Source organism: Promicromonospora sp. Marseille-Q5078 (assembly GCF_050315395.1).
In the GTDB taxonomy this organism is placed as follows: domain Bacteria; phylum Actinomycetota; class Actinomycetes; order Actinomycetales; family Cellulomonadaceae; genus Isoptericola.
In genome coordinates, this window is the sequence record NZ_JBNPQG010000001.1 from 1,570,912 (window position 1) to 1,597,089 (window position 26,178).

At 74.6% G+C, this 26,178-nt stretch carries 27 protein-coding genes; 22 read left to right on the plus strand and 5 right to left on the minus strand.

All coding sequences use genetic code 11. From position 1 onward, the window contains the following. The first annotated feature begins 25 nt into the window (after nucleotides 1-25). Nucleotides 26-193, plus strand: a complete 168-nt coding sequence (locus ACQFYA_RS07230; protein ID WP_430557106.1) for a DUF3117 domain-containing protein — start codon at nucleotides 26-28, stop codon at nucleotides 191-193. 67 nt (nucleotides 194-260) lie between these two features. On the opposite strand, the gene ACQFYA_RS07235 is transcribed toward ACQFYA_RS07230, so the two are convergent. Next, nucleotides 261-833: an O-methyltransferase gene (locus ACQFYA_RS07235; RefSeq protein WP_499122567.1), complete on the minus strand. Its 573-nt coding sequence runs from the start codon at nucleotides 831-833 to the stop codon at nucleotides 261-263. A gap of 191 nt (nucleotides 834-1,024) precedes the next feature. On the opposite strand from ACQFYA_RS07235, the gene sigE reads away from it, so the two are divergent. From sigE to ACQFYA_RS07270, 7 genes are all read left to right on the plus strand, one after another. Next, nucleotides 1,025-1,651, plus strand: coding sequence for an RNA polymerase sigma factor SigE (gene sigE / locus ACQFYA_RS07240; protein ID WP_499122568.1), 627 nt, complete (start codon nucleotides 1,025-1,027; stop codon nucleotides 1,649-1,651). After that, nucleotides 1,648-2,619: an anti-sigma factor gene (locus ACQFYA_RS07245; protein WP_499122570.1), complete on the plus strand. Its 972-nt coding sequence runs from the start codon at nucleotides 1,648-1,650 to the stop codon at nucleotides 2,617-2,619. Before sigE ends, ACQFYA_RS07245 begins: the two co-directional genes overlap by 4 nt. After that, the gene (locus ACQFYA_RS07250; protein ID WP_499122572.1) at nucleotides 2,616-3,986 is read left to right on the plus strand and encodes a S1C family serine protease; all 1,371 of its coding nucleotides are present in this window, start codon (nucleotides 2,616-2,618) and stop codon (nucleotides 3,984-3,986) included. The genes ACQFYA_RS07245 and ACQFYA_RS07250 overlap by 4 nt, the downstream gene beginning before the upstream one ends. Before the next feature lie 62 nt (nucleotides 3,987-4,048). Beyond that, the gene (locus ACQFYA_RS07255; RefSeq protein ID WP_499122573.1) at nucleotides 4,049-4,435 is read left to right on the plus strand and encodes a twin-arginine translocase TatA/TatE family subunit; all 387 of its coding nucleotides are present in this window, start codon (nucleotides 4,049-4,051) and stop codon (nucleotides 4,433-4,435) included. A gap of 80 nt (nucleotides 4,436-4,515) precedes the next feature. Beyond that, nucleotides 4,516-5,583: a tryptophan--tRNA ligase gene (trpS, locus tag ACQFYA_RS07260; RefSeq protein WP_499122574.1), complete on the plus strand. Its 1,068-nt coding sequence runs from the start codon at nucleotides 4,516-4,518 to the stop codon at nucleotides 5,581-5,583. After that, entirely contained in the window at nucleotides 5,580-6,134 is a 555-nt protein-coding gene (locus ACQFYA_RS07265; RefSeq protein ID WP_499122575.1) for a 2'-5' RNA ligase family protein, read from the plus strand. Before trpS ends, ACQFYA_RS07265 begins: the two co-directional genes overlap by 4 nt. Before the next feature lie 27 nt (nucleotides 6,135-6,161). Continuing rightward, the gene (locus ACQFYA_RS07270) at nucleotides 6,162-7,241 is read left to right on the plus strand and encodes a YihY/virulence factor BrkB family protein (protein ID WP_499122577.1); all 1,080 of its coding nucleotides are present in this window, start codon (nucleotides 6,162-6,164) and stop codon (nucleotides 7,239-7,241) included. Here the strand turns inward: ACQFYA_RS07270 and ACQFYA_RS07275 are convergent. The 4 genes from ACQFYA_RS07275 to sdhC are packed head-to-tail and all read right to left on the minus strand — an operon-like array spanning nucleotide 7,225 to nucleotide 10,690. Next, entirely contained in the window at nucleotides 7,225-7,992 is a 768-nt protein-coding gene (locus ACQFYA_RS07275) for a succinate dehydrogenase iron-sulfur subunit (protein WP_499122578.1), read from the minus strand. The genes ACQFYA_RS07270 and ACQFYA_RS07275 overlap by 17 nt on opposite strands. Then, nucleotides 7,992-9,827 (minus strand): succinate dehydrogenase flavoprotein subunit, encoded by a 1,836-nt coding sequence (gene sdhA / locus ACQFYA_RS07280; RefSeq protein ID WP_499122580.1) that lies wholly within the window; start codon nucleotides 9,825-9,827, stop codon nucleotides 7,992-7,994. Before sdhA ends, ACQFYA_RS07275 begins: the two co-directional genes overlap by 1 nt. A 15-nt stretch (nucleotides 9,828-9,842) precedes the next feature. Continuing rightward, a complete protein-coding gene (locus tag ACQFYA_RS07285) occupies nucleotides 9,843-10,307 on the minus strand; it encodes a succinate dehydrogenase hydrophobic membrane anchor subunit (protein ID WP_499122581.1) in 465 nt (154 codons plus the stop codon). Continuing rightward, complete coding sequence (gene sdhC / locus ACQFYA_RS07290) at nucleotides 10,307-10,690, minus strand: succinate dehydrogenase, cytochrome b556 subunit (protein ID WP_499122583.1); 384 nt, start codon at nucleotides 10,688-10,690, stop codon at nucleotides 10,307-10,309. The genes ACQFYA_RS07285 and sdhC overlap by 1 nt, the downstream gene beginning before the upstream one ends. A gap of 179 nt (nucleotides 10,691-10,869) precedes the next feature. Between sdhC and ACQFYA_RS07295 the strand changes: the two genes are divergently transcribed. From ACQFYA_RS07295 to ACQFYA_RS07360, 14 genes are all read left to right on the plus strand, one after another. Next, nucleotides 10,870-12,006, plus strand: a complete 1,137-nt coding sequence (locus tag ACQFYA_RS07295; RefSeq protein WP_499122585.1) for a mannose-1-phosphate guanylyltransferase — start codon at nucleotides 10,870-10,872, stop codon at nucleotides 12,004-12,006. Then, nucleotides 12,003-13,193 (plus strand): amidohydrolase, encoded by a 1,191-nt coding sequence (locus ACQFYA_RS07300; RefSeq protein WP_499122587.1) that lies wholly within the window; start codon nucleotides 12,003-12,005, stop codon nucleotides 13,191-13,193. The genes ACQFYA_RS07295 and ACQFYA_RS07300 overlap by 4 nt, the downstream gene beginning before the upstream one ends. A gap of 161 nt (nucleotides 13,194-13,354) precedes the next feature. Beyond that, nucleotides 13,355-14,449 carry a BMP family lipoprotein gene (locus tag ACQFYA_RS07305; RefSeq protein WP_499122588.1) on the plus strand — a complete coding sequence of 365 codons (1,095 nt, stop codon included), beginning with the start codon at nucleotides 13,355-13,357 and terminating at the stop codon, nucleotides 14,447-14,449. Between the two features lie 209 nt (nucleotides 14,450-14,658). Further along, complete coding sequence (locus ACQFYA_RS07310) at nucleotides 14,659-16,203, plus strand: ABC transporter ATP-binding protein (RefSeq protein ID WP_499122590.1); 1,545 nt, start codon at nucleotides 14,659-14,661, stop codon at nucleotides 16,201-16,203. Next, nucleotides 16,200-17,678 (plus strand): ABC transporter permease, encoded by a 1,479-nt coding sequence (locus ACQFYA_RS07315; RefSeq protein WP_499122591.1) that lies wholly within the window; start codon nucleotides 16,200-16,202, stop codon nucleotides 17,676-17,678. The genes ACQFYA_RS07310 and ACQFYA_RS07315 overlap by 4 nt, the downstream gene beginning before the upstream one ends. Then, a complete protein-coding gene (locus ACQFYA_RS07320) occupies nucleotides 17,675-18,973 on the plus strand; it encodes an ABC transporter permease (protein WP_499122593.1) in 1,299 nt (432 codons plus the stop codon). Before ACQFYA_RS07315 ends, ACQFYA_RS07320 begins: the two co-directional genes overlap by 4 nt. A 2-nt stretch (nucleotides 18,974-18,975) precedes the next feature. Then, the gene (locus ACQFYA_RS07325; protein ID WP_499122595.1) at nucleotides 18,976-19,431 is read left to right on the plus strand and encodes a cytidine deaminase; all 456 of its coding nucleotides are present in this window, start codon (nucleotides 18,976-18,978) and stop codon (nucleotides 19,429-19,431) included. Beyond that, on the plus strand, nucleotides 19,428-20,765 hold the full coding sequence (locus ACQFYA_RS07330) for a thymidine phosphorylase (RefSeq protein ID WP_499122597.1): 1,338 nt from the start codon (nucleotides 19,428-19,430) through the stop codon (nucleotides 20,763-20,765). Before ACQFYA_RS07325 ends, ACQFYA_RS07330 begins: the two co-directional genes overlap by 4 nt. 69 nt (nucleotides 20,766-20,834) lie before the next feature. Next, nucleotides 20,835-21,635 carry a hypothetical protein gene (locus ACQFYA_RS07335; protein WP_499122599.1) on the plus strand — a complete coding sequence of 267 codons (801 nt, stop codon included), beginning with the start codon at nucleotides 20,835-20,837 and terminating at the stop codon, nucleotides 21,633-21,635. A gap of 134 nt (nucleotides 21,636-21,769) precedes the next feature. Continuing rightward, nucleotides 21,770-22,012, plus strand: coding sequence for a hypothetical protein (locus tag ACQFYA_RS07340; RefSeq protein WP_499122600.1), 243 nt, complete (start codon nucleotides 21,770-21,772; stop codon nucleotides 22,010-22,012). 19 nt (nucleotides 22,013-22,031) lie between these two features. After that, nucleotides 22,032-23,147, plus strand: coding sequence for an adenosine deaminase (locus tag ACQFYA_RS07345; protein WP_499122602.1), 1,116 nt, complete (start codon nucleotides 22,032-22,034; stop codon nucleotides 23,145-23,147). Continuing rightward, complete coding sequence (gene deoC / locus ACQFYA_RS07350) at nucleotides 23,144-23,875, plus strand: deoxyribose-phosphate aldolase (RefSeq protein ID WP_499122603.1); 732 nt, start codon at nucleotides 23,144-23,146, stop codon at nucleotides 23,873-23,875. The genes ACQFYA_RS07345 and deoC overlap by 4 nt, the downstream gene beginning before the upstream one ends. A 62-nt stretch (nucleotides 23,876-23,937) precedes the next feature. After that, complete coding sequence (locus ACQFYA_RS07355) at nucleotides 23,938-24,534, plus strand: ABC transporter ATP-binding protein (protein WP_499122606.1); 597 nt, start codon at nucleotides 23,938-23,940, stop codon at nucleotides 24,532-24,534. 7 nt (nucleotides 24,535-24,541) lie between these two features. Beyond that, entirely contained in the window at nucleotides 24,542-26,137 is a 1,596-nt protein-coding gene (locus ACQFYA_RS07360) for a hypothetical protein (protein WP_499122608.1), read from the plus strand. The last annotated feature ends 41 nt before the right edge of the window (nucleotides 26,138-26,178 follow it).

Sequence of the window (26,178 nt, forward strand, 5' to 3'; positions counted from 1 at the left end):
CGGACAACGGAATGGAGAGCCACAGATGGCTGCGATGAAGCCGCGGACGGGCGACGGGCCGCTGGAGGTCACCAAAGAAGGACGCGGCATCGTCATGCGGGTCCCGCTCGAGGGGGGCGGCCGTCTGGTCGTGGAGCTGAACGCCACCGAGGCGACCGAGCTGGGCGAGGCACTCCAGGCCGTCGTCGGCTGACGACGCGAGGGCAGCACACAGCCGTGACGAGCGCGGGGCGGAGCGACCGCCCCGCGCTCCTCGCGTCTCAGCGACGCACGGCGAGCAGCAGCCCGTCCCCGGTGGGGACGAGCGCGGACACCACCCGCTCGTCGGCCCGCAGCGACCGGCCCACCTCGCGCACCACGGTGGTCACCTCGTCCCGTCGGGCCGGGTCCGGGACACGGCCCCCGTGCAGCGCACCGTCGACGGCGAGCACCCCGCCGGGCCGCAGCAGCCGAAGCCCGGCCTCGACGTACTCGGGGTAGCCGTGCGGGTCGGCCCCGACCAGCACCAGGTCGTACGCGCGGTCCGTGAGGCGCGGCAGGACGTCGGCGGGGCGCCCCGGGATCGCCCGGGTCCGGGCCGGCGGGATCCCGGCCTCGGCGAACGCCCGCTTCGCCGCACGCTGGTGCTCCAGCTCCGCGTCGATCGTCGTGAGCACGCCGTCGGCCGGCATGCCGCGCAGCATCCACAGCGCGGCGACGCCCGTGCCGGTGCCGACCTCCACCACGGCCCGGGCGCCGAGCGACGCGGCCACGACCTGCAGCAGCGCGCCGGTCCCGGGGGAGGCGGCCTGGCAGCCCAGCTCGGCCGCCCGTTCGCGGGCGCGCAGCAGCACGTCGTCCTCGGGGACGAAGGACTCGCTGTAGGCCCAGGCGGCGGTGCGACCGCTGCGGGCGTCGACGTCGGTGCTGATGGCGCTCCTCCACGGCGGGTCGCCGGCGGGCGGCCGGCGCGGGGTGATGCTGCGGTGATCGTACGCGGGAACGTCGCGGCGTGCCCGGACGTTGCCGTGGGACGATGGTGACGATGACGACCGACCCCGTAACCCTGCCGGACGCGCCCGCGGCCCCCGCCGAGGCGCCCGTCGGCGCGCCCGACGCCGCCGCCTGGACGCCCCCGAGCTGGGACTCGATCGTGCGGGAGCACTCGGCGCGCGTCTACCGGCTGGCGTACCGGCTGAGCGGCAACCGCCAGGATGCCGAGGACCTCACGCAGGAGACGTTCCTGCGGGTGTTCCGCTCGCTGTCCAGCTACACCCCGGGCACCTTCGAGGGCTGGCTGCACCGGATCACGACCAACCTCTTCCTCGACCAGGTCCGCCGCCGCAAGCGCATCCGCATGGAGGCGATGGGCGACGACGCGGCCCGCGTGGCCGCGCCGGAGGACCACGGGCGGCCCGAGCGCGGGTTCGAGCACGCCAACCTCGACAACGACGTGCAGGCGGCGCTGGACGCGCTGCGCCCCGAGTACCGGGCCGCCGTCGTCCTGTGCGACATCGAGGGCCTGAGCTACGAGGAGATCGCCGTCACGCTGGGGATCAAGCTCGGCACGGTCCGCTCCCGCATCCACCGGGCCCGCGCGCAGCTCCGCGACGCGCTGGAGCACCGCCGCGCGGAGGTGACGCGGGACGCGAGCGGCGGGGCCGCGTCGTGACGGGGTACGTCGGGGGCGGCCACCTCGGGCCGTGGGTGAGCGACCTCGCCGACGGCCAGCTCGACGCCGCGTCCACCGAGCGGGCGCTCGTGCACGTCGCGGGCTGCGCCCGGTGCGCCGCGGAGCTCGACGCCGCCCGGTCCGCGCACCGCGCCCTGGCGGCCGCGTGCGACGTGGCCCCGGACCCGGCGCTCACGGACCGGCTGCTCGCGCTCTCGGCGTCGATCCCGTCCACGACGGGCGACCCGCTGCGCGACCGCGGGCGTGCCACGGGCTGGGAGCGGCCCTCCGCCTGGGAGCCGGCACTCTCCGGCGACCTCGGGGCGCGCCGGCGGACCCGCACCCGCCGCCTCGTCGCCGTGGGCGCCGGCGGCGTCGGCGTGCTCGGCGTGACCCTGTTCGTGCTGGGCCAGGTCCCGGTGGTGAGCCCGGACCCGTCGAGGGTGGCCGCGCTGACCCTGCTGGCCGGCGCCGAGCAGGGGGACGTCGACGCGGCGTCCGCGCGGGCCGCCACGGCGGAGTCGCTCGCCTGGCTGTCCGAGCACGGCTATGCCGCCCCGGCCGCCCTCCCGGACGGCTACGAGGTCGCCGCGCTGCGGACCGACGGGTGCACGGGCACCGACGGGTCGGGCACCGACTCGGTGGAGCTCGACCTGTCCGGCCCGGACGGGTCCGCGGTGGTGTGCCTGCGGCAGGGCCGCCTCGCGGACGCGGCGGCCGCCGCGCCCGCCGGCGAGGGCACGCTCCTGGTGCGCGACCACGACCTGCGCGTGCTCTCGAGCGACCCGTGGCACGTGGCGTGGCAGGCGGGCGACACGGCCCTCGACGCGACCTCCGACGTACCGGCCGAGACCCTCGCCGAGATCGTCGCGGCGTTCCCCGGCTCGGCCGAGGGCGACGACTCCGGCGTGCTGCACGAGATCTCCCGCGGCTGGACCACCATGACAGGAGCGCTCTGGCACCGATGACCGACCCGTCCCGCCCCGACGACGACCTGTTCGCGCCGCCCGAGCCGCCGGCGCGCGCCCCCGAGCCGTCCGTCGCGCCCGAGCCCGAGCCCGAGCCGTTCGCGCCGGCGTCGGCCGCGTCGGTGTTCCCCGCCACGCTGTCCGCTCCCGCGGGGTCACAGCCGGGGCCGCACTCCGGGTCGCCGACGTCCGACGTGCCGCCGGCGACCGACGCACCCCTGCGGCCGGCGCGTCGGCGGCGCCCGGGCATCGCGGCGGTCGCGGCGCTCGCGCTGGTGGCGGGCGTGGTCGGCGGCTTCGCGGGGGACCGGGTCTCCGACGCGCTCGACGACGGCCGGCCCGACGACGCGGCGCTCCCGACGCCCGGACCGGTCGCGAGCCAGGGGTCGACGACGGGAGCCTCGTCGGGCACGGCCCGCCCGGACGGGTCCGTGGCGACGCTCGCCGCCGACGTGCTGCCGAGCGTCGTGTCGATCCAGGTCACGGGCGCCGACGGCGTCTCGACGGGCTCGGGGTTCGTGCTGCGCGAGGACGGCTACATCCTCACGAACAACCACGTGGTCGCCCCCGCCGCGGGCTCGGGCGGCGCCGCCCTCGTGACGTTCGCGGACGGCCGCGAGCGGACGGCGGAGGTGGTCGGGCGCACCGCGGACTACGACCTCGCGGTCGTCAAGGTGGACGAGGACGGCCTCGCACCCCTCGCGCTCGGCGACTCCGACGCCGTGGTGGTGGGCGACCCGGTGCTGGCCGTGGGTGCGCCCCTGGGACTCGACTCCACCGTGACGACCGGCATCGTGAGCGCGCTGCACCGCCCGGTCCAGGCAGGGGACGAGACCGGGGGCGGCGCCGCGACGGCGTTCATCGACGCCATCCAGACGGACGCCGCGATCAACCCCGGGAACTCCGGCGGGCCGCTGATCGACGCCGACGGCCGCGTGGTCGGGATCAACTCGGCGATCGCCCAGCCGCCGGGCGCGATGTCCGCCACCGGCAGCATCGGCCTCGGCTTCGCGATCCCCGCCTCCCAGGCACGGCACACGGCCGAGCAGCTCATCGAGTCGGGGCACGCCACGTACCCGGTGATCGGGGCTCTGCTCGACGTGTCGTACGACGGCGAGGGCGTCAAGGTCTCCGCCGGCGCGCAGCAGGGGCAGGCCGCTGTCACGCCCGACGGCCCCGCCGACCGTGCGGGCATCCGCCCCGGCGACGTGATCCTCTCGATCGACGGCCGGCCGGTCACGATGAGCGACGCGCTCATCGTGGCGATCCGGGCCCGTCAGCCGGGGGACGCCGTGACGCTCCGCGTGCGCTCCGACGGTGACGAGCGGGACGTGCGGGTCGTGCTGCAGGAACGGGAGAGCGAATGACCGGCACCGTCCGCTCACCGGGCCGCGTCCGGGCCGTGGCCCGCGACCGCTAGGCTGCTCCCGTGTTCGACATCAACGGCGGTGAGCTCATCATCATCGTGGTGCTCGCCGTCCTGCTCATCGGGCCCGAGCGCCTCCCCGGGTACGCCGCCCAGCTGGCCTCGCTCGTGAAGCGCGGCAAGCGCCTGCTCCAGGACACCAAGGCGCGCGTGGACACCGAGCTCGGGCCGGAGTTCAAGGACGTGGACTGGTCCAAGCTCGACCCGCGCCAGTACGACCCGCGCCGCATCGTGCGCGAGGCGCTGATGGACGACGACGACGAGGCGCCGGCCCCGGCGCGGGCCGCGGCCACGGCCGCCGCCGGCGGGGCCGCCGGGTCCGCGGGGACGGCCTCGCCCGCCGAGCCGCGCGTCACGGCGCCCGCCCCGTTCGACGACGAGGCCACCTGACGCGTCCCCCGTCGGCGCGGCCGGGCACGGTCCCGGACGCGGTTTCCGAGGGGGCCCGGCGACCTGCCACAATGGACGCCATGCCCGACGTCGCCACCTCACCGTCCCCGGAGCGCGGAGCGTCCGCGCCGGAGCTCGCCCGCATCTTCTCCGGCATGCAGCCGACCGACGGGTCGCTGCACCTCGGGAACTACCTGGGCGCGCTCGCCCAGTGGGTGGCGCTCCAGGACGACCACGAGGCGCTGTACTGCGTCGTCGACCTGCACGCCCTGACGGTGAACCCGGACCCGGCGGCGCTGCGCGAGCGCACCCGCCGCACGGCCGCCCAGTACCTCGCGGGCGGGATCGACCCCGAGCGGTCGGTGCTGTTCGTCCAGTCGCACGTGGCGGAGCACGCGGAGCTGGCGTGGCTGCTCAGCTGCCAGACCGGCTTCGGCGAGGCCGGGCGGATGACCCAGTTCAAGGACAAGTCGGCCAAGCAGGGGTCCGAGGGCACCACGGTGGGCCTCTTCACGTACCCCGTGCTCATGGCGGCGGACATCCTGCTCTACGACACCGCCCTCGTGCCGGTCGGCGAGGACCAGCGCCAGCACCTGGAGCTCACCCGGGACCTCGCGACCCGGCTCAACACGCGCTTCGGCGAGGGCACCGCCGTCGTCCCCGAGGCGCACATCGTCAAGGCCGTGGCGAAGATCCAGGACCTGCAGGAGCCCACCGCCAAGATGAGCAAGTCCAACGCGGGCGGCAAGGGCGTCGTCTGGCTGCTCGAGGACCCGAAGAAGGCCGTCAAGGCCATCAAGTCCGCCGTCACCGACGCGGACGAGTCGTACGGCGTCCGCTACGACCCCGCGGCCAAGCCGGGCGTCTCCAACCTGCTCACGATCTTCTCGGCCGTCACCGGCCGCGGCGTCGACGAGATCGCCGCCGAGTACGACGGGCGCGGCTACGGCTACCTCAAGGTGGACCTGGCCGACGCGGTCGTCGCGTTCCTCGAGCCGTTCCAGGCGCGGGCGCAGACCTACCTGTCGGACCCGGCGCAGCTCGACAAGGTGCTGGCCGACGGCGCCCAGCGCGCGCGGGACATCGCCCGCCCGGTGCTCGACCGCGTCTACGAACGCTTCGGGCTGCTGCCGCGAGGCGCCCGGTGAACCTCCCCGACCGCGGGCCCGCCCAGGTGCGGATCGGCGTCGCCATCGCGGTGCCCGAGCCCTACGCCGCGGCGCTCCAGGCCGCCCGGGGACGCCACGGCGACCCCCTGGCGGACGCGATCCCGCCGCACATCACCGTGATCGGCCCGACCGTCGTGGACGAGTCCGTGCTCGACGCGGTGGTGGAGCACCTCGAGAAGGTCGCGGCGGAGACGCCCCCGTTCCGCGTCCACCTGCGCGGCGCGGGCACGTTCCGCCCGATCTCGCCGGTGGTGTTCGTGGCCCTCGCCGAGGGCATCGCCGAGTGCGAGCAGCTGGAGACCGCCGCCCGGTCGGGCGTGCTCGCCCAGGACCTGCGGTTCAACTACCACCCGCACGTGACCGTCGCGCACGAGGTCTCCGAGGCGGACCTGGACCGCGCGTTCGTCGAGATGGCCGACTTCGACGGCGTGTTCGAGGTGGACCGTCTCTGGCAGTACGAGCACGGCGACGACGGCGTGTGGCGCCCGCAGCGCTCGTTCCGGCTCGCGGGGGAGCGGACCGCTCCCTGAGGGGTCCCGCTGTGTAGGGTCGTCGTCGTGGACGACCGGCTCGCGCGTGTCAGGGATCGGTCCCTGACCGTCTACGACTGGTTCAAGAGCCTGCGGGCGGTCCGGTCCTGGTACTGGTACATCGACCGCCGCGGTGCCCTCCTGTGCGGCGGCATCGCCTACACCGCGATCTTCTCGCTCTTCGCCGGGCTGACGATCGCCTTCACCGTCTTCTCCAGGACGCTCGCGAGCCGGCCCGAGCTGCAGGACGCCGTGTTCGAGCAGATCAACACGTGGCTGCCCGGGCTGATCAAGACCCCGGAGAACGAGAACGGCGTCGTCGCGCCCAGCGACCTCCTGCTGAGCTCGGCACTGACGTGGACCAGCGTGATCGCCGCCGTCGTGTTCCTCTGGACGGCGATCGGCTTCATGCGGGCGCTGCGGATCTCGGTGCGGTCGATGTTCGACCAGCCCGTCGTCGGGGTCAGCCCGGTGCTGTCGAAGGTCTGGGAGCTCCTGGGCTTCGCGATCCTGGGCGCGATGATCGTGGCGTCGGCCGCCGCGAGCATCGTCTCCCAGACCATCAGCCGGCAGGTCCAGGACCTGTTCGGCGGGTCGGTCCTGATCGCGCAGATCACCGCGCTCGGCACCGCCGCGGTGGGCGTCGCACTCGACGCGCTGCTGGTCTACCTCATCATCCGGGTCGTGGCCCGGGTACGCCCGCGCCGCCGGCGCGACGTGCTCATCGCCTGCGTCGCGGCCGGGCTGGTCTCGGGCGTGCTGCGCTGGGCGGGGACGTCCGTCGTCGCCGCCGGCGCGGAGCGCAACGCGCTGCTGGCCGCGTTCGCCGGCCTGGTGACGGTGCTGGTGCTGGTGAACTTCGTGGCCCGGGTGCTGCTGCTCGTCTGCGCGTGGATGTACGACCCACCGCGGCTGGACGAGATCGCGTACGCGGAGGCGGAGGTCGCCGCCATGCGGGACGCGGCCGAGATCGAGCGCGTCGTGCGCCGGGGCCAGGGCTCCGGAAAGCCGTGGAGCCCCGTCGTACGCGGGGTACGACGGGGCTCCTGGGCGCTGCGGGAGTCGAGCGTCCGCAGGGTGGGGCGAGGGGTCAGAACGCGCGGGTGATCATCGCGCGCTTGACCTCCTGGATCGCCTTGGTGACCTCGATGCCGCGGGGGCAGGCCTCGGTGCAGTTGAAGGTCGTGCGGCAGCGCCACACGCCCTCCTTGTCGTTGAGGATCTCCAGGCGCTGCGTGCCGCCCTCGTCCCGGCTGTCGAAGATGAACCGGTGCGCGTTGACGATCGCGGCCGGGCCGAAGTACTGCCCGTCGGTCCAGAACACGGGGCACGACGACGTGCACGCGGCGCACAGGATGCACTTGGTGGTGTCGTCGAAGCGGGCGCGGTCCTCGGCGGACTGGAGGCGCTCACGGGTCGGCTCGTTCCCCGAGGTGATGAGGAACGGCATGATCTCGCGGTAGGAGGCGAAGAACGGCTCCATGTCGACCACGAGGTCCTTGACGACCGGCAGGCCCTTGATCGGCTCGACCGTGATCGGCTTGTCCGGGTTGATGTCCTTGAGGAGCGTCTTGCAGGCGAGCCGGTTGCGGCCGTTGATGCGCATCGCGTCCGAGCCGCACACGCCGTGGGCGCAGGACCGGCGGAACGTCAGGCTCCCGTCCTGCTCCCACTTGATCTTGTGCAGGGCGTCGAGCACGCGGTCCGTGCCGTGCACCTGGACGGTGAAGTCGTCCCAGGTCGACTCCTCGCCGTGCTCCGACTCGGGGTTGTACCGCCGGATGCGGAGCGTGACCTCGAAGCTGGGGACGGCACCGGCCTTCGGCTCGGTGGCGGGGTTCTCGAGAACAGCAGTCATCAGTACTTCCGCTCCATCGGCTCGTAGCGCGTCTGGGTGACGGGCTTGGACCCGAGGACGACCTTGTAGTCCCCGAAGTCCTCGACGTGGTCGAAGTAGCCCGCGACGTGCCCGTCGGCGGCGTCGGAGGCCGACGTCGGACGGCGGTACGCCATCGTGTGCAGCATGTAGTTCGCGTCGTCGCGGGCCGGGAAGTCCTCGCGGTAGTGACCGCCGCGCGACTCCTTGCGGTTGATCGCGGCGACGACGGTCACCTCGGCGATGTCCAGCAGGAACCCGAGCTCGATCGCCTCGAGCAGGTCCGTGTTGAACAGCTTGCCCTTGTCCTGGACGGAGACGTTCCGGTACCGCTTCTGCAGGTCGCGGATCTCCGCCAGCGCCTCGTTCAGCGAGTCGCCGGTGCGGAAGACCTGGGCGTTCGCGTCCATGGTCTCCTGCAGCGCCTTGCGGACCTCGGCCACGCGCTCGCCGTCCGGTCGGTCGCGCATCTCGGCGAGCTGCGCCTCGACGCGGGCGGTCGGGTTCTCGGCGATGTCCTTGTGCTGCGCCACCGTCTTCGCGTACGCGGCGGCGGAACGGCCGGCGCGCTTGCCGAAGACGTTGATGTCGAGCAGCGAGTTGGTGCCGAGGCGGTTGGAGCCGTGCACGGACACGCACGCGACCTCGCCCGCGGCGTAGAGGCCCTTGACGACGTTGTGGCTGTCGCGGAGCACCTCGCCCAGGATGTTGGTCGGCACGCCGCCCATCGCGTAGTGCGCCGTGGGGTACACGGGCACGGGCTCGGTGTAGGGCTCGATGCCGAGGTAGGTGCGCGCGAACTCGGTGATGTCCGGGAGCTTCGCGTCGATGTGCGCGGGCTCGAGGTGCGTCAGGTCGAGCAGCACGTAGTCCTTGTTGGGACCGGCGCCGCGCCCCTCGCGCACCTCGTTGGCCATCGACCGGGCGACGATGTCGCGCGGCGCGAGGTCCTTGATGGTGGGGGCGTAGCGCTCCATGAACCGCTCGCCCTCGGAGTTGCGCAGGATGCCGCCCTCGCCGCGGGCCGCCTCCGACAGGAGGATGCCGAGGCCGGCGAGGCCCGTCGGGTGGAACTGGAAGAACTCCATGTCCTCCAGCGGCAGGCCGCGACGGTAGGCCAGCGCCATGCCGTCGCCCGTGAGGGTGTGCGCGTTCGACGTCGTCTTGAAGATCTTGCCGGCGCCGCCGGTGGCGAAGATGATCGCCTTCGCCTGGAAGACGTGGATCTCGCCGCTGGCCAGGTCGTAGGCCACGACGCCGGTCGCGTTGACCTCGGCGCCGTCCTCGATCTGCTCGGTGGTGAGGTCGTGGTCCGTCAGCAGGTCCAGCACGTAGAACTCGTTGTAGAACTCGACGTTCTGCTTCACGCAGTTCTGGTAGAGCGTCTGCAGGATCATGTGACCGGTGCGGTCGGCGGCGTAGCAGGCGCGGCGCACCGCGGCCTGGCCGTGCTCGCGGGTGTGCCCGCCGAACCGGCGCTGGTCGATCCGGCCCTCGGGCGTGCGGTTGAACGGCAGGCCCATCTTCTCCAGGTCGAGGACCGAGTCGATGGCCTCCTTGGCGAGGATCTCCGCCGCGTCCTGGTCGACCAGGTAGTCACCGCCCTTGACGGTGTCGAACGTGTGCCACTCCCAGTTGTCCTCCTCGACGTTCGCGAGGGCCGCGGCCATGCCGCCCTGGGCGGCGCCGGTGTGGGAGCGGGTGGGGTAGAGCTTCGAGATGACGGCGGTGCGGGCCTCGCCGGAGGCCTCGAGCGCCGCGCGCATGCCGGCGCCGCCTGCGCCGACGATGACGACGTCGTACTGATGGGTCTGCATCGGGGGAGCCAGTCCTTAGTTCGCGGAACAGATCGACGGCAGGAGGTTCGCCGGCGCGTCCGGCGGGCACGGGTTGAACGTGAAGATCACGAGCGTGCCGAGGACGACCACGATCACGGTCGCCAGGTACAGCAGCGCCTTGAGCACGCCGCGCGTGGTGTCGCGCTGGGCGTAGTCGTTGATGATGGTGCGCACGCCGTTGGAGCCGTGGAACATCGCGAGCCACAGCATCAGCAGGTCCCAGACCTGCCAGAACGGGCTGGACCACTTGCCGCCGACGAAGGCGAAGTCGATCGCGTGCACGCCGTCGCCCACCATGAGGTTGACGAACAGGTGCCCGAAGACGAGGACGAGCAGCACGACGCCGGACGCCCGCATGAACACCCAGCTGTACAGCTCGTAGTTGCCGCGCGTGGTCTTGCGGCGGGCGTACGGCGAGCGCGGTGCGTCGATCGCGGACGGGGTCTGGGTCTGAGCCATCAGTGCCCACCTCCGAAGACGTTCATCAGGTGCCGCGGCAGGAACCCGGCCATGGTCACGACGAACAGGCCGACGACGACCCAGAGCATGGTCTTCTGGTACTTCGGACCCTTGGCCCAGAAGTCGACCAGGATCACGCGGACGCCGTTGAACGCGTGGAAGACGATCGCGGCGACGAGGCCGGCCTCCCCGAGCCCCATGATCGGCGTCTGGTACGTCCCGATGACCGCGTTGTAGGCCTCTGGCGAGACCCGGACCAGCGCGGTGTCCAGGATGTGCACGAGCAGGAAGAAGAAGATGAGCACGCCGGTCACGCGATGCGCGACCCATGACCACATGCCTTCACGGCCGCGGTAGAGCGTGCCAGCAGGTGCTGTAGGCACGGGGGGAGCCTCCGTTGGCGGATTCTGTGGGGATTCCGTTCACGGTCACTGTAGTGACATCCGGTCGTCTCACGGCACACGAGTCCCGGCAAACCGGGACGCTTCGGTGCCATTCGTGACCTATTCCACAGGGTTGACGTCGCCGACGGCCCGGGCGTCAGCACGCCTATGCTGCGGACATGAGCACTGCGGCGCCCCCTTCCCGACCACCGGTCCCCGGGTTCTACGCCGTGGTCCCCGCCGGCGGGGCCGGCACCCGCCTCTGGCCGCTCTCGCGCGCGGGCGCGCCCAAGTTCCTGCACGACCTCACCGGCGCCGGGCGCACCCTGCTGCAGGGCACCGTCGACCGGCTCCGTCCCCTGACCGGTCCGGACGGGGTCGTCCTCGTCACCGGGGAGCCGCACGTGGCGGCCGCCCGGGACCAGCTGCCCGAGCTCGGCGACGACGCCGTGCTGGCCGAGCCGTCCCCGCGCGACTCCATGGCGGCCATCGGCCTCGCGGCCGCGGTGCTCGAGCAGCGGCACGGCGACGTGGTGGTCGGGTCGTTCGCGGCGGACCAGGTGGTGTCGGGCGCCGCGTCGTTCGACGCCGCCGTGCGGGAGGCCGTCGAGGCCGCCCGCGCGGGCTACGTCGCGACGATCGGGATCGCCGCCTCGCGCCCGTCCGTGGCGTTCGGGTACGTGCGCAGCGGCGACCCCCTGGGCGTCGAGGGCGCGCCGAGCGCGCTGCACGCGCGCGGGTTCACCGAGAAGCCGGACGCCGCGACGGCCCGCGAGTACGTGGCCACGGGCGAGTACCGCTGGAACGCGGGCATCTTCGTCGCGCGCAGCTCGGTGCTGCTGGGGCACCTCGCCCGGCTGCGGCCCGCGCTGCACGACGGCCTGCGGACGATCGCCCGGGCCTGGGACACCCCGCGTCGCGCGCAGGTGCTCGCCGAGGTCTGGCCCGGGCTGGAGAAGATCGCGATCGACCACGCCGTCGCCGAGCCCGTGGCGGCGGAGGGCGGGGTCGCCGTCGTCCCCGGCACGTTCGGCTGGGACGACGTCGGGGACTTCAACTCGCTCGCCGCGCTCCTGCCGTCGGACGACGACGGCGGCTCCAAGGTGCTCGGCGACCCGGGGGACGTGGTCCGCGTGCAGTCGGCCGGGTCGGTCGTGGTGCCCGGCGGCGACCGGGTCGTCGCGCTGCTCGGCATCGACGACGTCGTCGTGGTGGACACCCCGGACGCCCTGCTGGTGACCACCCGCGCGCGCGCCCAGCAGGTCAAGGACATGGTCGACGCGATGCGCGTGCACGGCCGCGAGGACGTCCTGTGAGCCGCGTGGACGCCGGCGCCCGGCTCGACGAGGTCGTCGCGGCGCTGGAGGCCGAGCTGGTCACGATCCGCCGCGACGTGCACGCGCACCCCGAGCTGGGCCGGCAGGAGGTGCGCACCACCGCGCTGGTGGCCGACCGGCTGCGCGCCGCCGGCCTCGAGCCGCGGCTGCTCGAGGGCACGGGCCTGGTGTGCGACGTCGGCCCGGAGCGGTCGCCGGACGGGCTCGGCCGGGTGGCCCTGCGCGCCGACATCGACGCGCTGCCGCTCGACGACTCCTGCGGGCTGCCGTTCCGCTCGGTGGTGCCGGGCGTCGCGCACGCCTGCGGCCACGACGTGCACGCCACCGTGGTGCTGGGCGCCGGCCTGGCGCTCGCGGCCCTGCACGACGAGGGCCTGCTCGAGCGCGGCGTGCGCCTCGTCTTCCAGCCGGCCGAGGAGATCATGCCCGGCGGCGCGCACGACGTCGTGGCGCAGGGCGCGCTCGACGGCGTCGACCGCATCGCGGCCGTGCACTGCGAGCCGAAGCTCGACGTCGGCCAGGTGGGCACGCGGATCGGCCCGATCACGTCGGCGTCCGACTCGGTGACGGTGACGCTCTCGTCCGCCGGCGGCCACACCTCGCGCCCGCACCTCACGGGCGACGTGGTCTACGCGCTGGGCCAGGTCATCACCCAGGTCCCGGCGGTGCTGGGCCGGCGGCTCGACCCGCGCTCCGGCGTGAACCTCACGTGGGGCGCCGTGCACGCGGGCAACGTGCACAACGCCATCCCGTCCACGGGCACGGTCAGCGGCACGCTGCGCTGCCTCGACGTGCGGGCGTGGGAGCGGGCGGGCCAGGTGCTGCACGACGCCGTGGAGCAGGTCGTGGCGCCGTACGAGGTGGACGTCTCCGTGCGGCACGCGCGCGGCGTCCCTCCGGTGGACAACGACGCGGCGGTCACGGGCGCCCTGGAGGCGGCCGGCGAGGCCGTGCTCGGCCCCGACGGCGTGGTGCTCACGGAGCAGTCGCTGGGCGGCGAGGACTTCGCCTGGTACCTCACCAAGGTGCCGGGGGCGATGGCGCGACTGGGCACGGGCACGCCGGGGGAGCGGCGCTACGACATCCACCAGGGCGACCTCGTCGTCGACGAACGGGCGATCGCCGTCGGCGCCCGGCTGCTGGGACGTTTCGCGTTGCAGCCCTGAGCCGCCGGAAAGTGTCCGGCGCGTTCCCGCTCGATACCGCTTCGGTAACGACTCCTGCGGGTTTGTCGCTGACGGTTCTCCGGCCCGTCGGTGGTGACTAGGCTCACCACGGTGACGGGCCGGACGATCCTGGCCCGACGAACGATCGACAGGAGCGACAGGTGAAGAGAGCGATCCAGCTCACTGCCCTCGCCGGCGTCGCCGCGCTCGCGCTGGCGGCCTGTGCCGAGGCCCCGGAGGAGTCCGGCGACGGCGAGAGCTCGGCTGCGGCCAGCGACTTCAAGCCGTGCATCGTGTCGGACCAGGGCGGGTTCGACGACAAGAGCTTCAACCAGCTCAGCTTCGAGGGTGCGCAGCAGGCCGCCGAGGGTCTGGGCGCCAAGCTCGTCTCCGTGCAGTCGCAGTCCGAGAGCGACTTCAAGCCCAACCTCGAGTCGCTCGTCGGGCAGAACTGCAACGCCATCGTGTCGGTGGGCTTCGCGCTCTCTGCCGCGACCATCGAGTCGGCGACGGCCAACCCGGAGACCGAGTACATCATCGTCGACGACGCCGCGGACGCGGACTTCGACGGCAAGGCGGACGCCGAGAACATCAAGCCGCTGCTGTACGACACGGCGCAGGCGGCGTTCCTCGCCGGCTACCTGTCCGCCGGGTACTCCGAGGCGGGCAAGGTCGGCACCTTCGGCGGCCAGCCCTTCCCGACCGTCACCATCTTCATGGACGGCTTCAAGCAGGGCGTCGAGTACTACAACGAGACCAAGGGCACCAAGGTCGAGGTCGTCGGCTTCTCCGGCGGCGAGGACGGCTCGTTCACGGGCGGCTTCGAGGCCAACGAGACCGCGAAGACGACCGCGCAGAACATCATCGACCAGGGCGTCGACGTGCTGCTGCCGGTCGGCGGCCCGATCTACCAGTCGGCGATCGCGGCGATCCAGGACTCGGGCAAGGACATCGCCCTCATCGGCGTGGACGCGGACTTCTACGAGACCGACCCGTCCACGCAGGACTACGTGCTCACGTCGATCCTCAAGAAGATGGACGTCTCCACGAACGACGCGGTGACGGCCGCCGGCAACGGCGACTTCGACGCGACGCCGTACGTGGGCACCCTCGAGAACGAGGGCGTGGGCCTCGCCCCGCTGCACAACTTCGAGGACAAGGTCGACCCCGCCCTGATGGACGAGGTCACGGCCCTCCAGGAGAAGATCATCTCCGGTGAGGTCACGGTCAAGTCCTACCTCGCCGGCCAGGAGTGACCGCGGCGACGGCACACCGGTGACGCTCGTGCGCGGGCCCGCGGGGAACACCCCCGGGGGCCCGCGCACGATCTGTGCGGCGGCGACGCCGCCGCGGTGAGACGCTGGCGACGGTGCGTCGGTCCGGTCCCTGACCTGGACCTGTGGGCCCTGCCGGCTCCGACGGTACCGACGGCACTGACGTCCCCGCGATCGAGGGAAGGCGGAGCATGAGGCTCGAGCTGCGCGGCATCACGAAGCGCTTCGGCGCTCTCGTGGCGAACGACCACATCGACCTGGTGGTGGAACCGGGCGAGATCCATTGCTTGCTGGGCGAGAACGGCGCCGGCAAGTCCACCCTGATGAACGTGCTCTACGGCCTCTACCAGGCCGACGAGGGCCAGATCCTGCTGGACGACGAGGTCCAGACGTTCGAGGGGCCCGGCGACGCGATGGTCGCGGGCATCGGCATGGTGCACCAGCACTTCATGCTCGTCCCGGTGTTCACCGTCGCGGAGAACGTCATGCTCGGGCACGAGTCCACCCGCTCGGCGGGGGTGCTCGACCTGGACAGCGCCCGCACGAAGGTCGCGGAGATCTCCGCCCGTTTCGGCTTCCAGGTGGACCCCGACGCGCTGGTCGAGGACCTCCCCGTCGGGGTGCAGCAGCGGGTCGAGATCATCAAGGCGCTCTCGCGGGACGCGGACGTGCTGGTCTTCGACGAGCCGACCGCCGTGCTCACGCCCCAGGAGACCGACGAGCTGATGGCGATCATGCGCCAGCTGCGCGACGAGGGCGCCGCGATCGTGTTCATCACGCACAAGCTGCGCGAGGTGCGCGCCGTCGCCGACCGCATCACGGTGGTCCGGCACGGCAAGATCGTCGGCGAGGCCAGCCCCACCGCGACCGACGGCGAGCTCGCCTCCCTCATGGTGGGCCGCGCCGTCGAGCTGACGGTGCGCAAGGACGCCCCCCGCACGACGGACAACGAGCTCGTCGTCACCGACCTGCGGGTCACGGGTGCCGACGGCCAGGTCCTGGTGGACGACGTGAGCTTCACCGTCCGCGGCGGCGAGGTCCTGGTGGTGGCCGGGGTCCAGGGCAACGGGCAGACGGAGCTCACCGAGGCGCTCGTGGGCCTGCAGGACACGGTGACGGGCAGCGTGCGGCTCGACGGCACGGAGCTCGTGGGCCGGTCGGTGCGCCGGATCCTGGACGCGGGCGTGGGCTTCGTCCCGGAGGACCGCAACGAGGACGGGCTGGTCGGGGAGTTCACGATCGCCGAGAACCTCGTGCTCGACCGGACCGACGGGCCGCCGTTCGTGCGGCGCGGCACGCTGCAGCTCGCGGCGCGCGACGCGTTCGCCCGCGAGAAGGTCGCCGAGTTCGACGTGCGCACGCAGGGCATCGAGACGCGGGTGGGCCGCCTCTCGGGCGGCAACCAGCAGAAGGTGGTCCTCGCGCGCGAGCTGTCGCGCGAGCTGCGCCTGCTGGTCGCGGCCCAGCCGACCCGAGGCGTGGACGTCGGGTCGATCGAGTTCATCCACAAGCGGGTCGTCGAGACCCGCGACGCGGGCATCCCGGTGCTGGTCGTGTCGACCGAGCTCGACGAGGCGGTCGCCCTCGCCGACCGGATCATGGTCATGTACCGCGGGCGCGTCGTCGGCATCGTCCCGGCGCACACCCCGCGCGACGTGCTCGGCCTCATGATGGCCGGCATCCCGCCCGAGGACGCCTCCGGGACGGACCCCGAGAACGAAGGAGACGCGGCGTGAGCGGCGAGACGCCCCGCCCCGACGGCGCGGAGCCGGAGGGCACGGAGCCGGCGAGCACGGGGCCGACCAGCACGGGGCCGGCGAGGGCAGAGCCCGACGGCGTCGTCCCCGACGTCGATACCGGCTCGCCCCTGGCCGAGGCGCTCGAGACGGTCGACCCGGCCGCGGAGCCGGGCCTGGCGGAGGAGCTCGAGCAGGAGGTCGCCCGCGAGCAGGCGGCGGCCGTCGAGGAGTCCGGCCAGCGCTGGCGGGACGCCGTGCGCCGGGCGACGTCCGGCGGCTGGGCCGTGGCCCTCGGTGCGATCGTCCTCGCCGTCGTCGCGGGCTCGATCCTCATCGTCGTGACGAACGAGCAGGTGCTCGCGGCCGCGCCGTACTTCTTCTCGCGGCCGTCCGACACGTTCGCCGCGATCGGGCAGGCGGTGGGCGGCGCGTACTCCGCCCTGTTCCAGGGCGCGGTCTACAACTTCGGCGCGGACTCGTTCGCGCAGGGCATCCGGCCGCTCACGCAGACGCTCACGAACGCCACGCCGCTCATCGCGGCCGGCCTCGGCGTCGCGCTCGCGTTCCGCGCCGGCCTGTTCAACATCGGTGGCCAGGGCCAGATGCTCGTCGCCGCGACGGCCGCGGGCTGGATCGGCTTCGGCGTCACCGGGCTGCCGTTCCCGTGGCACATGCTGCTGTGCCTGGTGGCGGGCGTCGCCGCCGGTGGTCTCTGGGCCGGGATCGCGGGCCTGCTCAAGGCCCGCACGGGGGCCCACGAGGTGATCGTCACGATCATGCTCAACTACGTGGCGTTCTACCTGCTGTCCTACTTCCTCGCGACGCCCGGGCTCATGCAGGCCCCCGGCTCGGCGAACCCGAAGACCCCGCCGATGCAGGACAGCGCGGTGCTGCCGCCCCTGCTCGGCGACGGCTACAACCTCCACTGGGGCTTCGTGCTGTCGCTCCTCGCCGTCGTCGGCGTGTGGTGGCTGCTCAACCGGTCGAGCGCGGGCTTCGCGTTCCGCGCGGTGGGGGAGAACCCGAAGGCCGCGCGCGTCGCCGGCATCGACGTCTCCCGCACCACGGTGCTCGTCATGCTCATCGCCGGTGGCCTGGTCGGGCTCGCCGGCGTGCAGCAGGTGCTGGGCACCGTGACCACCGGCTTCGGCTCCGACATCGACGCGGGCATCGGCTTCGACGCGATCACCGTGGCGCTGCTCGGCGGCTCGTCGCCGTGGGGCGTGCTGGGCGCCGGCATCCTGTTCGGCGGCTTCAAGGCCGGCGGCTCGGCGATGCAGGCCGCGCAGGGCATCCCCATCGAGATCGTGCTCGTCGTGCAGTCGCTGATCGTGCTGTTCATCGCGGCGCCGCCGCTGGTGCGGGCGATCTTCCGGCTGCCGCAGCCGGAGCGGACGCCCCGACGACGCGACCGACGGCCCGCGCGCCGCCGGGCCGCGACCACGCCCGGCACCGAGGAGGGACAGGCATGACCGCCACCACCGTCGACGCGGCGGGGACCGCCGCGTCGAAGCCCGCCCCGCGCACCGCCGCGACCGTGTCGTGGAAGGCCGCCATCGGCCTCGGCGTGGTCCTCGCCCTGTACGCGCTGCTGCTGCTCCTGGCCCCGCACGAGGGCTCGGCGCGGTTCGCGCTCTCCACGAGCACCGACTTCGTCGTGCTGTCCACCATCGTCGTGCCGGCGATGGCCACCGCGTGGGTGTGCGGCGCCGTCGGGCTGCTCGTGCTCGTCCTCGCCGTGGTGCGCACCCGTGCCGGGCGGGCGGTGCCCGTGTGGGCGATCGCGCTCTTCGCGGCCGCGCTGCTGGTGGGCTTCCTCGCCTGGGCCGCCGCGGGCAGCCCGCGCGACCTGTCCGTCGTCGGCCTCCTCGGCGGCGCGGTCGGGCTCGCGGTCCCGCTCGTCTACGGCGCGCTCGGCGGTGTGATCGGGGAGCGCGCCGGCGTGGTGAACATCGCCATCGAGGGGCAGCTGCTCGCGGGGGCGTTCGTCGCCGCGATCGTGGGCTCGCTGACGGACAGCCCGTGGGCCGGCCTCGTGGCGGCCGTGATCGCGAGCGCGCTGGTGGCGCTCGTCCTGGGCCTGTTCACCATCACCTACCGGGTCAACCAGGTGATCGTCGGCGTCGTGCTCAACGTGCTGGTGATCGGCCTGACGAGCTTCTTCTACTCCGAGGTGCTGGTCCCCAACGCCGAGACGCTCAACTCGACGGTGCGGTTCGAGCGCCTGCCGATCCCGCTGCTCGAGCGCATCCCGATCATCGGGCCGGTGCTGTTCAACCAGACGATCGTCGTGTACCTGATGTTCCTCGCGGTCCCGGCCGTGTGGTTCGCGCTGTTCCGTACCCGCTGGGGCCTGCGCGTGCGGGCCGTGGGCGAGCACCCCAAGGCCGCGGACACGGTGGGCATCGACGTGCTGCGGACGCGGTACCGGGCGGTCCTCATCGGCGGGGCCGTCGTCGGGTTCGGCGGCGCGTTCTACACCGTGGTGTCGATCAACCAGTTCGGCCGGGAGATGACCGCCGGCGCCGGCTTCATCGCGCTCGCCGCCGTGATCTTCGGCAAGTGGGATCCCCTGCGTGCCGCCCTGGCGGGCCTGCTGTTCGGCTTCGCGACCAACCTGCAGAACGTGCTGTCGGTCGTGGGGTCGCCGGTGCCGAGCCAGTTCATGCTCATGCTCCCGTACCTCGTGACGCTGCTGGCCGTGGCCGGTCTGGTCGGCCGCTCCCGGGCGCCTGCCGCGTCCGGGACGCCCTACACCAAGGAGTAGCGATGCCCGACGACGTGCCCGACGAGACGCGCGACGAGACGACCGGCGCGGGCGTCGACTGGGACGCGCTCCGGGCGGCGGCGCGCGACGTCGTCGGCCGGGCGTACGCGCCGTACTCCGGCTTCCCGGTGGGCGCCGCGGCGCTCGTCGACGACGGCCGGGTGGTGGTGGGCTGCAACGTGGAGAACGCCGCCTACGGGGTGACGCTCTGCGCGGAGTGCTCGCTGGTGTCCGCGCTGGTCACCGGGGGCGGCGGCCGCCTGGTCGCGTTCACGTGCGTGGACGGCGCCGGCGCGACCCTCATGCCGTGCGGCCGGTGCCGCCAGCTGCTCTGGGAGCACGGCGGCCCGGCCCTCCTCGTCGAGTCCGTGCGGGGCGTCGTGCCGATGACCGAGGTGCTGCCGGACGCGTTCGACGCGCACGACCTCGACCGTCCCCACCCCAGGAGCGGAGCATGAGCACCGAGTCGTCCCGGCGCGAGCCGTTCGACGCCGTCGACGTCATCCGGACCAAGCGGGACGGGCAGCCCCTGGAGGCGGCGCAGATCGACTGGGTGGTGGACGCCTACACCCGGGGCGCCGTCGCCGAGGAGCAGATGTCGGCCCTCGCGATGGCGATCCTGCTGCGGGGCATGACGCGGCCCGAGGTGGCGCGCTGGACCGGCGCGATGATCGCGTCCGGCGAGCGGATGGACTTCTCCGGCCTGTCGCGGCCCACCGCGGACAAGCACTCGACCGGCGGCGTGGGGGACAAGATCACGCTGCCGCTCGCGCCGCTCGTCGCGTCGTTCGGGGTGGCGGTGCCGCAGCTGTCGGGCCGCGGGCTCGGCCACACCGGCGGCACCCTCGACAAGCTGGAGGCGATCCCGGGCTGGCGCGCGTCGCTCGGCAACGACGAGCTGATGGACCAGCTCGAGGACGTGGGCGCCGTGATCTGCGCCGCGGGCGCCGGCCTCGCCCCCGCGGACAAGAAGCTCTACGCGCTCCGGGACGTGACCGGCACGGTCGAGTCCGTGCCGCTCATCGCGAGCTCGATCATGAGCAAGAAGATCGCGGAGGGCACGGGCGCGCTCGTGCTCGACGTGAAGGTGGGCTCCGGAGCGTTCATGAAGGACCTCGACGCCGCGCGCGAGCTCGCCCGCACGATGGTCGACCTCGGCACCGACGCGGGGGTGCGCACCGTCGCGCTGCTCACGGACATGCAGGTGCCGCTGGGCCGCACCGCGGGCAACGCGCTCGAGGTCCGGGAGTCGGTGGAGGTGCTCGACGGCGGCGGCCCGGCCGACGTCGTCGACCTCACCGTAGCGCTCGCCGTCGAGATGCTCGCCGGCGCGGGTCGGCCGGTGCCGGAGGCCGAGGTGCGGGCGGCGCTGGCCGACGGCCGTGCGAAGGAGGTCTGGCGCCGGATGATCGCCGCCCAGGGCGGCGACCCGGACGCGGAGCTGCCCCGGGCCCGGGAGCGGCAGGACGTCGTCGCCGACCGCTCCGGGGTCGTCACGCGTCTGGACGCGTACGCGGTGGGCATCGCCGCCTGGCGGCTCGGCGCCGGCCGCTCCCGCCGGGAGGACCCGGTCCAGGCCGGGGCCGGCGTCGAGATCCACGCCCGCCCCGGCGAGCGCGTCGAGGCGGGCCAGCCGGTGCTCACCCTGCACACCGACACCCCCGAGCGGTTCGACCGCGCCCGCGCCGCCCTCGACGGGGCGTGGTCGGTCGACGGCGACGACGGCGACGGGGGCGCCGCGGGCGCTGCCGGCGTCGCGGCCCCGGCGCTGGTGCTCGACCGGATCGGCTGAGCGGGCCGCGCGATGGGTGCGGGGACGCGGGCCCCGGGACGGCTCCGGGCGACCTCGCTCCTCGCCGCGGTGGGAGCGTTCTCGGGGCTCCCGCCGGCGGCGCCGCCCGCCGGTCGGTTCGCCCGCCCGGACGTCCCCGGCGACCTCGCGCCCGCGCTCGACGCGCTCCCGCGGCCCGCGCGGGCGTGGGTGCTCGACCCGCTCGGCCGGGACGCGCCGCCGCCCGCCCCCGGCCGGCCCCGGACCCTCGCCCTCCCGGCCGCCGAGGGCGTGCTCGCTCCGGCCCGGCAGGTCGACGAGCGCACCTGCGGGGCCGCCGTGCCGAGCATGCTGAGCCTCGCGGGCGACCCGCGCCGCGCGCTCGAGCTGGCCCGGTGGCCGACCGGGGCCGCCGCGGCGTTCGCCGGGCTGCAGCGACGCTGGCACGCGCGCACGACCCACGGGCCGGGCGGGCTGTCGTCCCGGCTGCCGTCGTGGCCCGCCGCGCTGGGCACCCCGCCGTGGGGCGCGGCGCGCGCGGCCCGGTACGGGCGGGTGCGCTACACCCACCGGCTGGTGGACGGCCGCGGCGCGCGCGGCGTCCTGGCGGCGGCCGTGGGAGCGGCGGCCGCGGGCGTGCCCGTGCCGCTCTACACCGGCGGCGACCTCGCCCGCGGGGTCGCGACGGCCGTACCCCGGCACGTCGTGCTGCTGACCGCCGCCCGGGGCGGGCTCGCCACCCTGTACGAGCCGTCGTCGGGCCGCCTGCACGCCGTGCCCGTGGCGACGCTGACCGCTGACGACGGCGGCGAGTCCCGCGTCCTCGGGCCCGCGCTCGGCGGGTGGCCGCACGTCGTGTGGGCGCTGCTGCCGCGCGACGCGCGCGGCTGACCGGCTCGCCCGACCCGGCCGCCGGCCCGGCCGCCAAGCCCGGCCGCGCACCTGACCCTCCGCTCCTCTGGCGCGCCGCGGGACCCCGGGCCACGATGGGGAACGCACCGTGGTCGAGCGAAGGAGAAGGCGCCATGAGCACCGTCCCGGACGACGCCTGGCGGGACGCCGGGCTGCAGGGTCCCGACGACACGACCAGCCTGGTCGAGGAGGCGGACGCCCCCGACGACGCGGCCCCGGAGCCCGCCGCGGCCGAGGAGTACCGGCCCCGGCACGCGCGCCCCGACCTGGACGGCGAGGCCGCCGAGGCGGACGTCGTGGAGCAGAGCCAGGAGGTCCCGGGGCCTGACGACCCCGAGGCCGTCGACGACGCCTGACGGCCGGTAGGTTGACCCCATGACGCAAGCCCTCGTCGACCTGATCCCGTCCCTGCCCAAGGTCCTCCTGCACGACCACCTCGACGGTGGCCTGCGACCCCAGACCGTGCTCGAGCTCGCCGCCGAGGTGGGGCACGAGCTGCCGGCCTCCGACGCCGACGCGCTCGGCGCCTGGTTCGTCGAGGCCGCCGACTCGGGGTCGCTGGTGCGGTACCTCGAGACGTTCGACCACACGATCGCGGTCATGCAGACGGCCGACGCGCTGGCCCGCGTCGCGCGCGAGGCCGTGCTCGACCTGGCCGCGGACGGCGTCGTGTACGCCGAGCAGCGCTGGGCGCCGGAGCAGCACCTCGCCGGCGGGCTCACCCTTCCCGAGACGGTGGAGGCCGTGCAGGCGGGCATCGACGAGGGCATCCGCGAGGCCGCCGCCCGCGGGCAGATCATCCGGGTGGGGCAGCTGGTGACGGCCATGCGGCACACCGACCGCTGGCAGGAGATCGCCGAGCTCGCCGTCGCCCACCGCGACCGCGGCGTCGTCGGCTTCGACATCGCGGGCCCCGAGGACGGGTTCCCGCCCTCGCGGCACGTGGAGATCTGGCGCTACCTCGCCGAGCAGGACTTCCCGACGACGATCCACGCGGGCGAGGCCGCCGGCCCCGCCTCGATCGCCGAGGCCGTGCACCTGGGGCAGGCGGACCGGATCGGCCACGGCGTGCGGATCGTGGAGGACATCACCGTCCACGAGGGCTTCGACGACAACGGCGAGCGCCGCGCCGAGCTGGGCACCCTGGCGCACTGGGTGCGCGACCACCAGATCGCGCTCGAGGTGTGCCCGGTCTCCAACCTGCAGACCGGCGCCACGACGGCGACGACCGTCGCCGACCACCCCATCACCCGACTCAAGGAGCTGGACTTCGCGGTCACGCTCAACACGGACAACCGCCTCATGTCCCGCACCTCCATGTCGAACGAGATGACCCGGCTCGTCACCGAGGCGGGCTGGACGATCGACGACCTCGCGGACGTCACGCTGACGGCCGCGTGGAGCACGTTCATGCACCACGACGAGCGCCGTGCCCTCGTCGACGAGGTCATCCTGCCGGGGTACCAGCGCGTCGAGGGGGCGCAGCGATGAACGACGCGCCCCGGGCGACGCCTGCCGGTCTGCCCGCCGACCCGACCGCCCTCGCGGGGTACGTGGACCACACGCTCCTCAAGCCGGAGGCGACGACGGCCGACGTCACCGCGCTGGTCGAGGAGGGCGTGGCCCTCGGCGTGTTCTCCGTGTGCATCTCGCCCACGTTCGTCGCGCACGCGGCGCGCGTGGCCGCGGGCCGCCTCGCGGTGGCGACCGTGTGCGGCTTCCCCTCGGGCAAGCACGTCAGCGCGGTCAAGGCGGCCGAGGCCGCCCGTGCGGTGGCGGACGGCGCCGACGAGGTAGACATGGTGATCGACGTCGGTGCCGCCAAGGAGGGCGCGTTCGACGCCGTCCGGGCCGACATCGCGGCCGTGCGCGCCGCTGTCCCGGCCGAGTACGTGCTCAAGGTGATCATCGAGGCCGCGGCCCTCACCGACGACGAGATCGTCGCCGTCTGCCGGGCGGCGCAGGACGCCGGCGCCGACTTCGTGAAGACGTCCACCGGGTTCCACCCCGCGGGCGGCGCGTCCGTGCACGCCGTGGTGCTCATGGCCGACACCGTGGGCGGGGCGCTGGGGGTCAAGGCCTCCGGCGCGATCCGGAGCCTGGACGACGCGCTCGCGATGATCGGCGCCGGTGCCACGCGCCTCGGGCTCTCGGGGACCGCGGGCGTGCTCGCGGGCTTCGCCGGGGGCGCACCCGCCGCCGGCGAAGGCGGCTACTGACCGCCGCGAGCCTGCCCGGGCCGCTCGTCGAGGTCCGCGACGCCACGCGCACGCACGGCACGGTGCAGGTCCTCGGACCGACCTCGCTGGCGCTCGGCCCCGGCGAGGCGGCCGCCGTCGTCGGGCCGAACGGCAGCGGGAAGTCGACCCTGCTGCGCCTGGTCGCGGGCAAGGACGAACCGACGTCGGGCGACGTGCGCGTGCTCGGGCTGCCCGCCGGGCAGGCGCGGCTGCGGCGCCGCGAGGACGTCGCGGTCCTGCTGGGCGGCCTGTCCGCGTACCCGGACCTGACCGTCGCCGAGCACCTGCGCCTCGTCGCGTCTGCCTGGGCGGGCCGGCACCCCGGCCCCGGCGTCGACGAGGCGCTCGAGGCGGCCGAGCTCGGGCGGGTGCGCGACCAGCTCCCCGGCGAGCTCTCGTCGGGCGAGGGCCAGATGTTCGCCCTCGCGACCACGCTCTACCGGCCCGCCCGCCTCGTCCTGCTCGACGAGCCCGAGCAGCGCCTCGACGCCCGGTGGCGGGCCGTGGCCCGCCGGCTCGTCGCGGGGGCGCTGGACGCCGGCCGCGCGCTGCTCGTCGCGACGCACGACCCGGACCTGCGCGCCGACCTCGCCCGCCGCGGGCGGGAGGTCGAGCTCGCGGCGCCGGGGCCCCGGTGACGGCCCCGTGAGCGCACCCGCCGGGCACGTCGACGACGGCCGTCGCGTGCCGTACCGCCGCTGGCGTCGCTGGGTGGGCTCGCTGCGGCGCCGCGCGCTGGTCGTGCGGGCGGCCGAGTCCGGCGGCGACCCGCACGACCGGGTGTACCTCGGGTACGGGGTGGTGCTCCTCGCGCTCGTCTACGGGCCGATCCTCTGGTCCGCCCTCGCCCAGGCGTCCGCGGCGCTGCCCCTGCCGGCGGACCCGGAGCGGCGCGCGGCGGCGCTGGTCGCCGGGGCCGCCCTCGCCCTCGGCGTCGCGTGCCTCGCCGGGCTCGCCGCCGCCCGCGCGGGTGGCCCGCTGTGGACGAGCCCGGCGGAGTCCACGTTCGCGCTGTCCGGTCAGTTCCGGCCGCGCGACGTGCTGCGGCGGCGTGCCGTGCTCCTGGTCGTCGGCGCCGCGGCGGTCGGCGCCTTCGCGGCCACCGCCGCGACGCAGGGGATCGCGCCGGCGCCGGAGGGCGGCGCGCCCGCCGCCCTCGTGACGGCGGCCGTGGGCGCGGCGGCGCTCGCCCAGGTGCCGCTGGCGGTCGGCGTCGCCGCGCAGACCTCCCGGCGGCGCGGGACGGCCCGCGGGGTCGCCGGCCTCCTGCTCGCCGTCGGCCTGCTGGAGCTGCTCGCCCTGGCGACGGACGCCGGGGCGCAGGCCGTGGTCTTCGCGTGCGCCGAGCCGGTGCTCGGCGCCCCGGGCGGGTCGTGCGTGCTCCCGACCCCGGTGCTGGTCGCGACGACGCTGCTCGTGGCAGTGGTGGGGGCGGCGTCCGTCCGCCTCGTCGTGCGGGTGCTCCCGGACGAGCTCGACGTCGCCCGCGCGGCCGCGGGCCAGGCGCGCACCGTGACGGCCGGGCGCGGCCTGGTCGGCGGGGAGTCCGGCGCGCTCGCGGACGTGCTCGGCCCCCGGACGTACGCGGGCCGCGGGGCGCGCCTCCCGCGGTGGGTCCTACGGCGCGCGCCGCTGGTGGCGCGCGACCTGCTGGGGCTGCGACGGCGGCCGGCGGCGCTCGTCGCGTCGCTGGCGGCGGGGCTGGCGGGGGCGCTGCTCGTGGGGGCCGGTGCGGAGGGCGGCCCCGCGCTGGTGACGGTGGCCGGTGCGGCGGCGCTCTACGGCGCGGCGCGGACGTGGGCCGACGGCCTGCACGCCTTCGCCGGGCAGCCCCAGCCGGGGGCGCTCCTGCCGGGGTCGGCGGGCCGCGCCGTCGCCGGGCACGCGGTGGTGCCCGCGGTCCTGGCGCTCGTCGTCGTGGCGGTGGCGGCGGCCGTCGGGGGAGCGGGCGGAGCCGTCACCGCGCTCCTCGTGGCGGTCACGGTCCTCGCGGTCCGCGCCTGGGTGGCGGGCGCCACGGCGGCGCCGCCCGGCCTCTTCACGCCGATGGCGACGCCGAACGGCGACATGGCGATGCTCGTGGTCGGCGCGTGGTACCTGCGCGGCTGGCTCGTGGTCCTCGCCGTGGCGTGGCTGCTGGACCGGGCAGGACCGGGCGCCGGACCGGCCGCGGCGACGGTGACCCTGGCGCTCGCCGCCGGGCTCGCCGCGGCCGCGGTGCGGCGGTTCGAGCGCGCCTGACACCTCGCCCGACACCGGCGGGCCCGGCCCGGTGAGCGACG

Excerpts from the sequence above, each read along its gene's own strand:
- ACQFYA_RS07345 (WP_499122602.1), top strand. The coding sequence starts at position 22,032 with ATGACGCAAGCCCTCGTCGACCTGATCCCGTCCCTGCCCAAGGTCCTC.
- ACQFYA_RS07320 (WP_499122593.1), top strand. The coding sequence starts at position 17,675 with ATGACCGCCACCACCGTCGACGCGGCGGGGACCGCCGCGTCGAAGCCC.
- ACQFYA_RS07340 (WP_499122600.1), top strand. The coding sequence starts at position 21,770 with ATGAGCACCGTCCCGGACGACGCCTGGCGGGACGCCGGGCTGCAGGGT.
- ACQFYA_RS07310 (WP_499122590.1), top strand. The coding sequence starts at position 14,659 with ATGAGGCTCGAGCTGCGCGGCATCACGAAGCGCTTCGGCGCTCTCGTG.
- deoC (WP_499122603.1), top strand. The coding sequence starts at position 23,144 with ATGAACGACGCGCCCCGGGCGACGCCTGCCGGTCTGCCCGCCGACCCG.
- ACQFYA_RS07275 (WP_499122578.1), bottom strand. The coding sequence starts at position 7,992 with ATGACTGCTGTTCTCGAGAACCCCGCCACCGAGCCGAAGGCCGGTGCC.
- ACQFYA_RS07295 (WP_499122585.1), top strand. The coding sequence starts at position 10,870 with ATGAGCACTGCGGCGCCCCCTTCCCGACCACCGGTCCCCGGGTTCTAC.
- ACQFYA_RS07285 (WP_499122581.1), bottom strand. The coding sequence starts at position 10,307 with ATGGCTCAGACCCAGACCCCGTCCGCGATCGACGCACCGCGCTCGCCG.
- ACQFYA_RS07250 (WP_499122572.1), top strand. The coding sequence starts at position 2,616 with ATGACCGACCCGTCCCGCCCCGACGACGACCTGTTCGCGCCGCCCGAG.
- sigE (WP_499122568.1), top strand. The coding sequence starts at position 1,025 with ATGACGACCGACCCCGTAACCCTGCCGGACGCGCCCGCGGCCCCCGCC.
- ACQFYA_RS07330 (WP_499122597.1), top strand. The coding sequence starts at position 19,428 with ATGAGCACCGAGTCGTCCCGGCGCGAGCCGTTCGACGCCGTCGACGTC.
- sdhA (WP_499122580.1), bottom strand. The coding sequence starts at position 9,827 with ATGCAGACCCATCAGTACGACGTCGTCATCGTCGGCGCAGGCGGCGCC.
- ACQFYA_RS07230 (WP_430557106.1), top strand. The coding sequence starts at position 26 with ATGGCTGCGATGAAGCCGCGGACGGGCGACGGGCCGCTGGAGGTCACC.
- trpS (WP_499122574.1), top strand. The coding sequence starts at position 4,516 with ATGCCCGACGTCGCCACCTCACCGTCCCCGGAGCGCGGAGCGTCCGCG.
- ACQFYA_RS07325 (WP_499122595.1), top strand. The coding sequence starts at position 18,976 with ATGCCCGACGACGTGCCCGACGAGACGCGCGACGAGACGACCGGCGCG.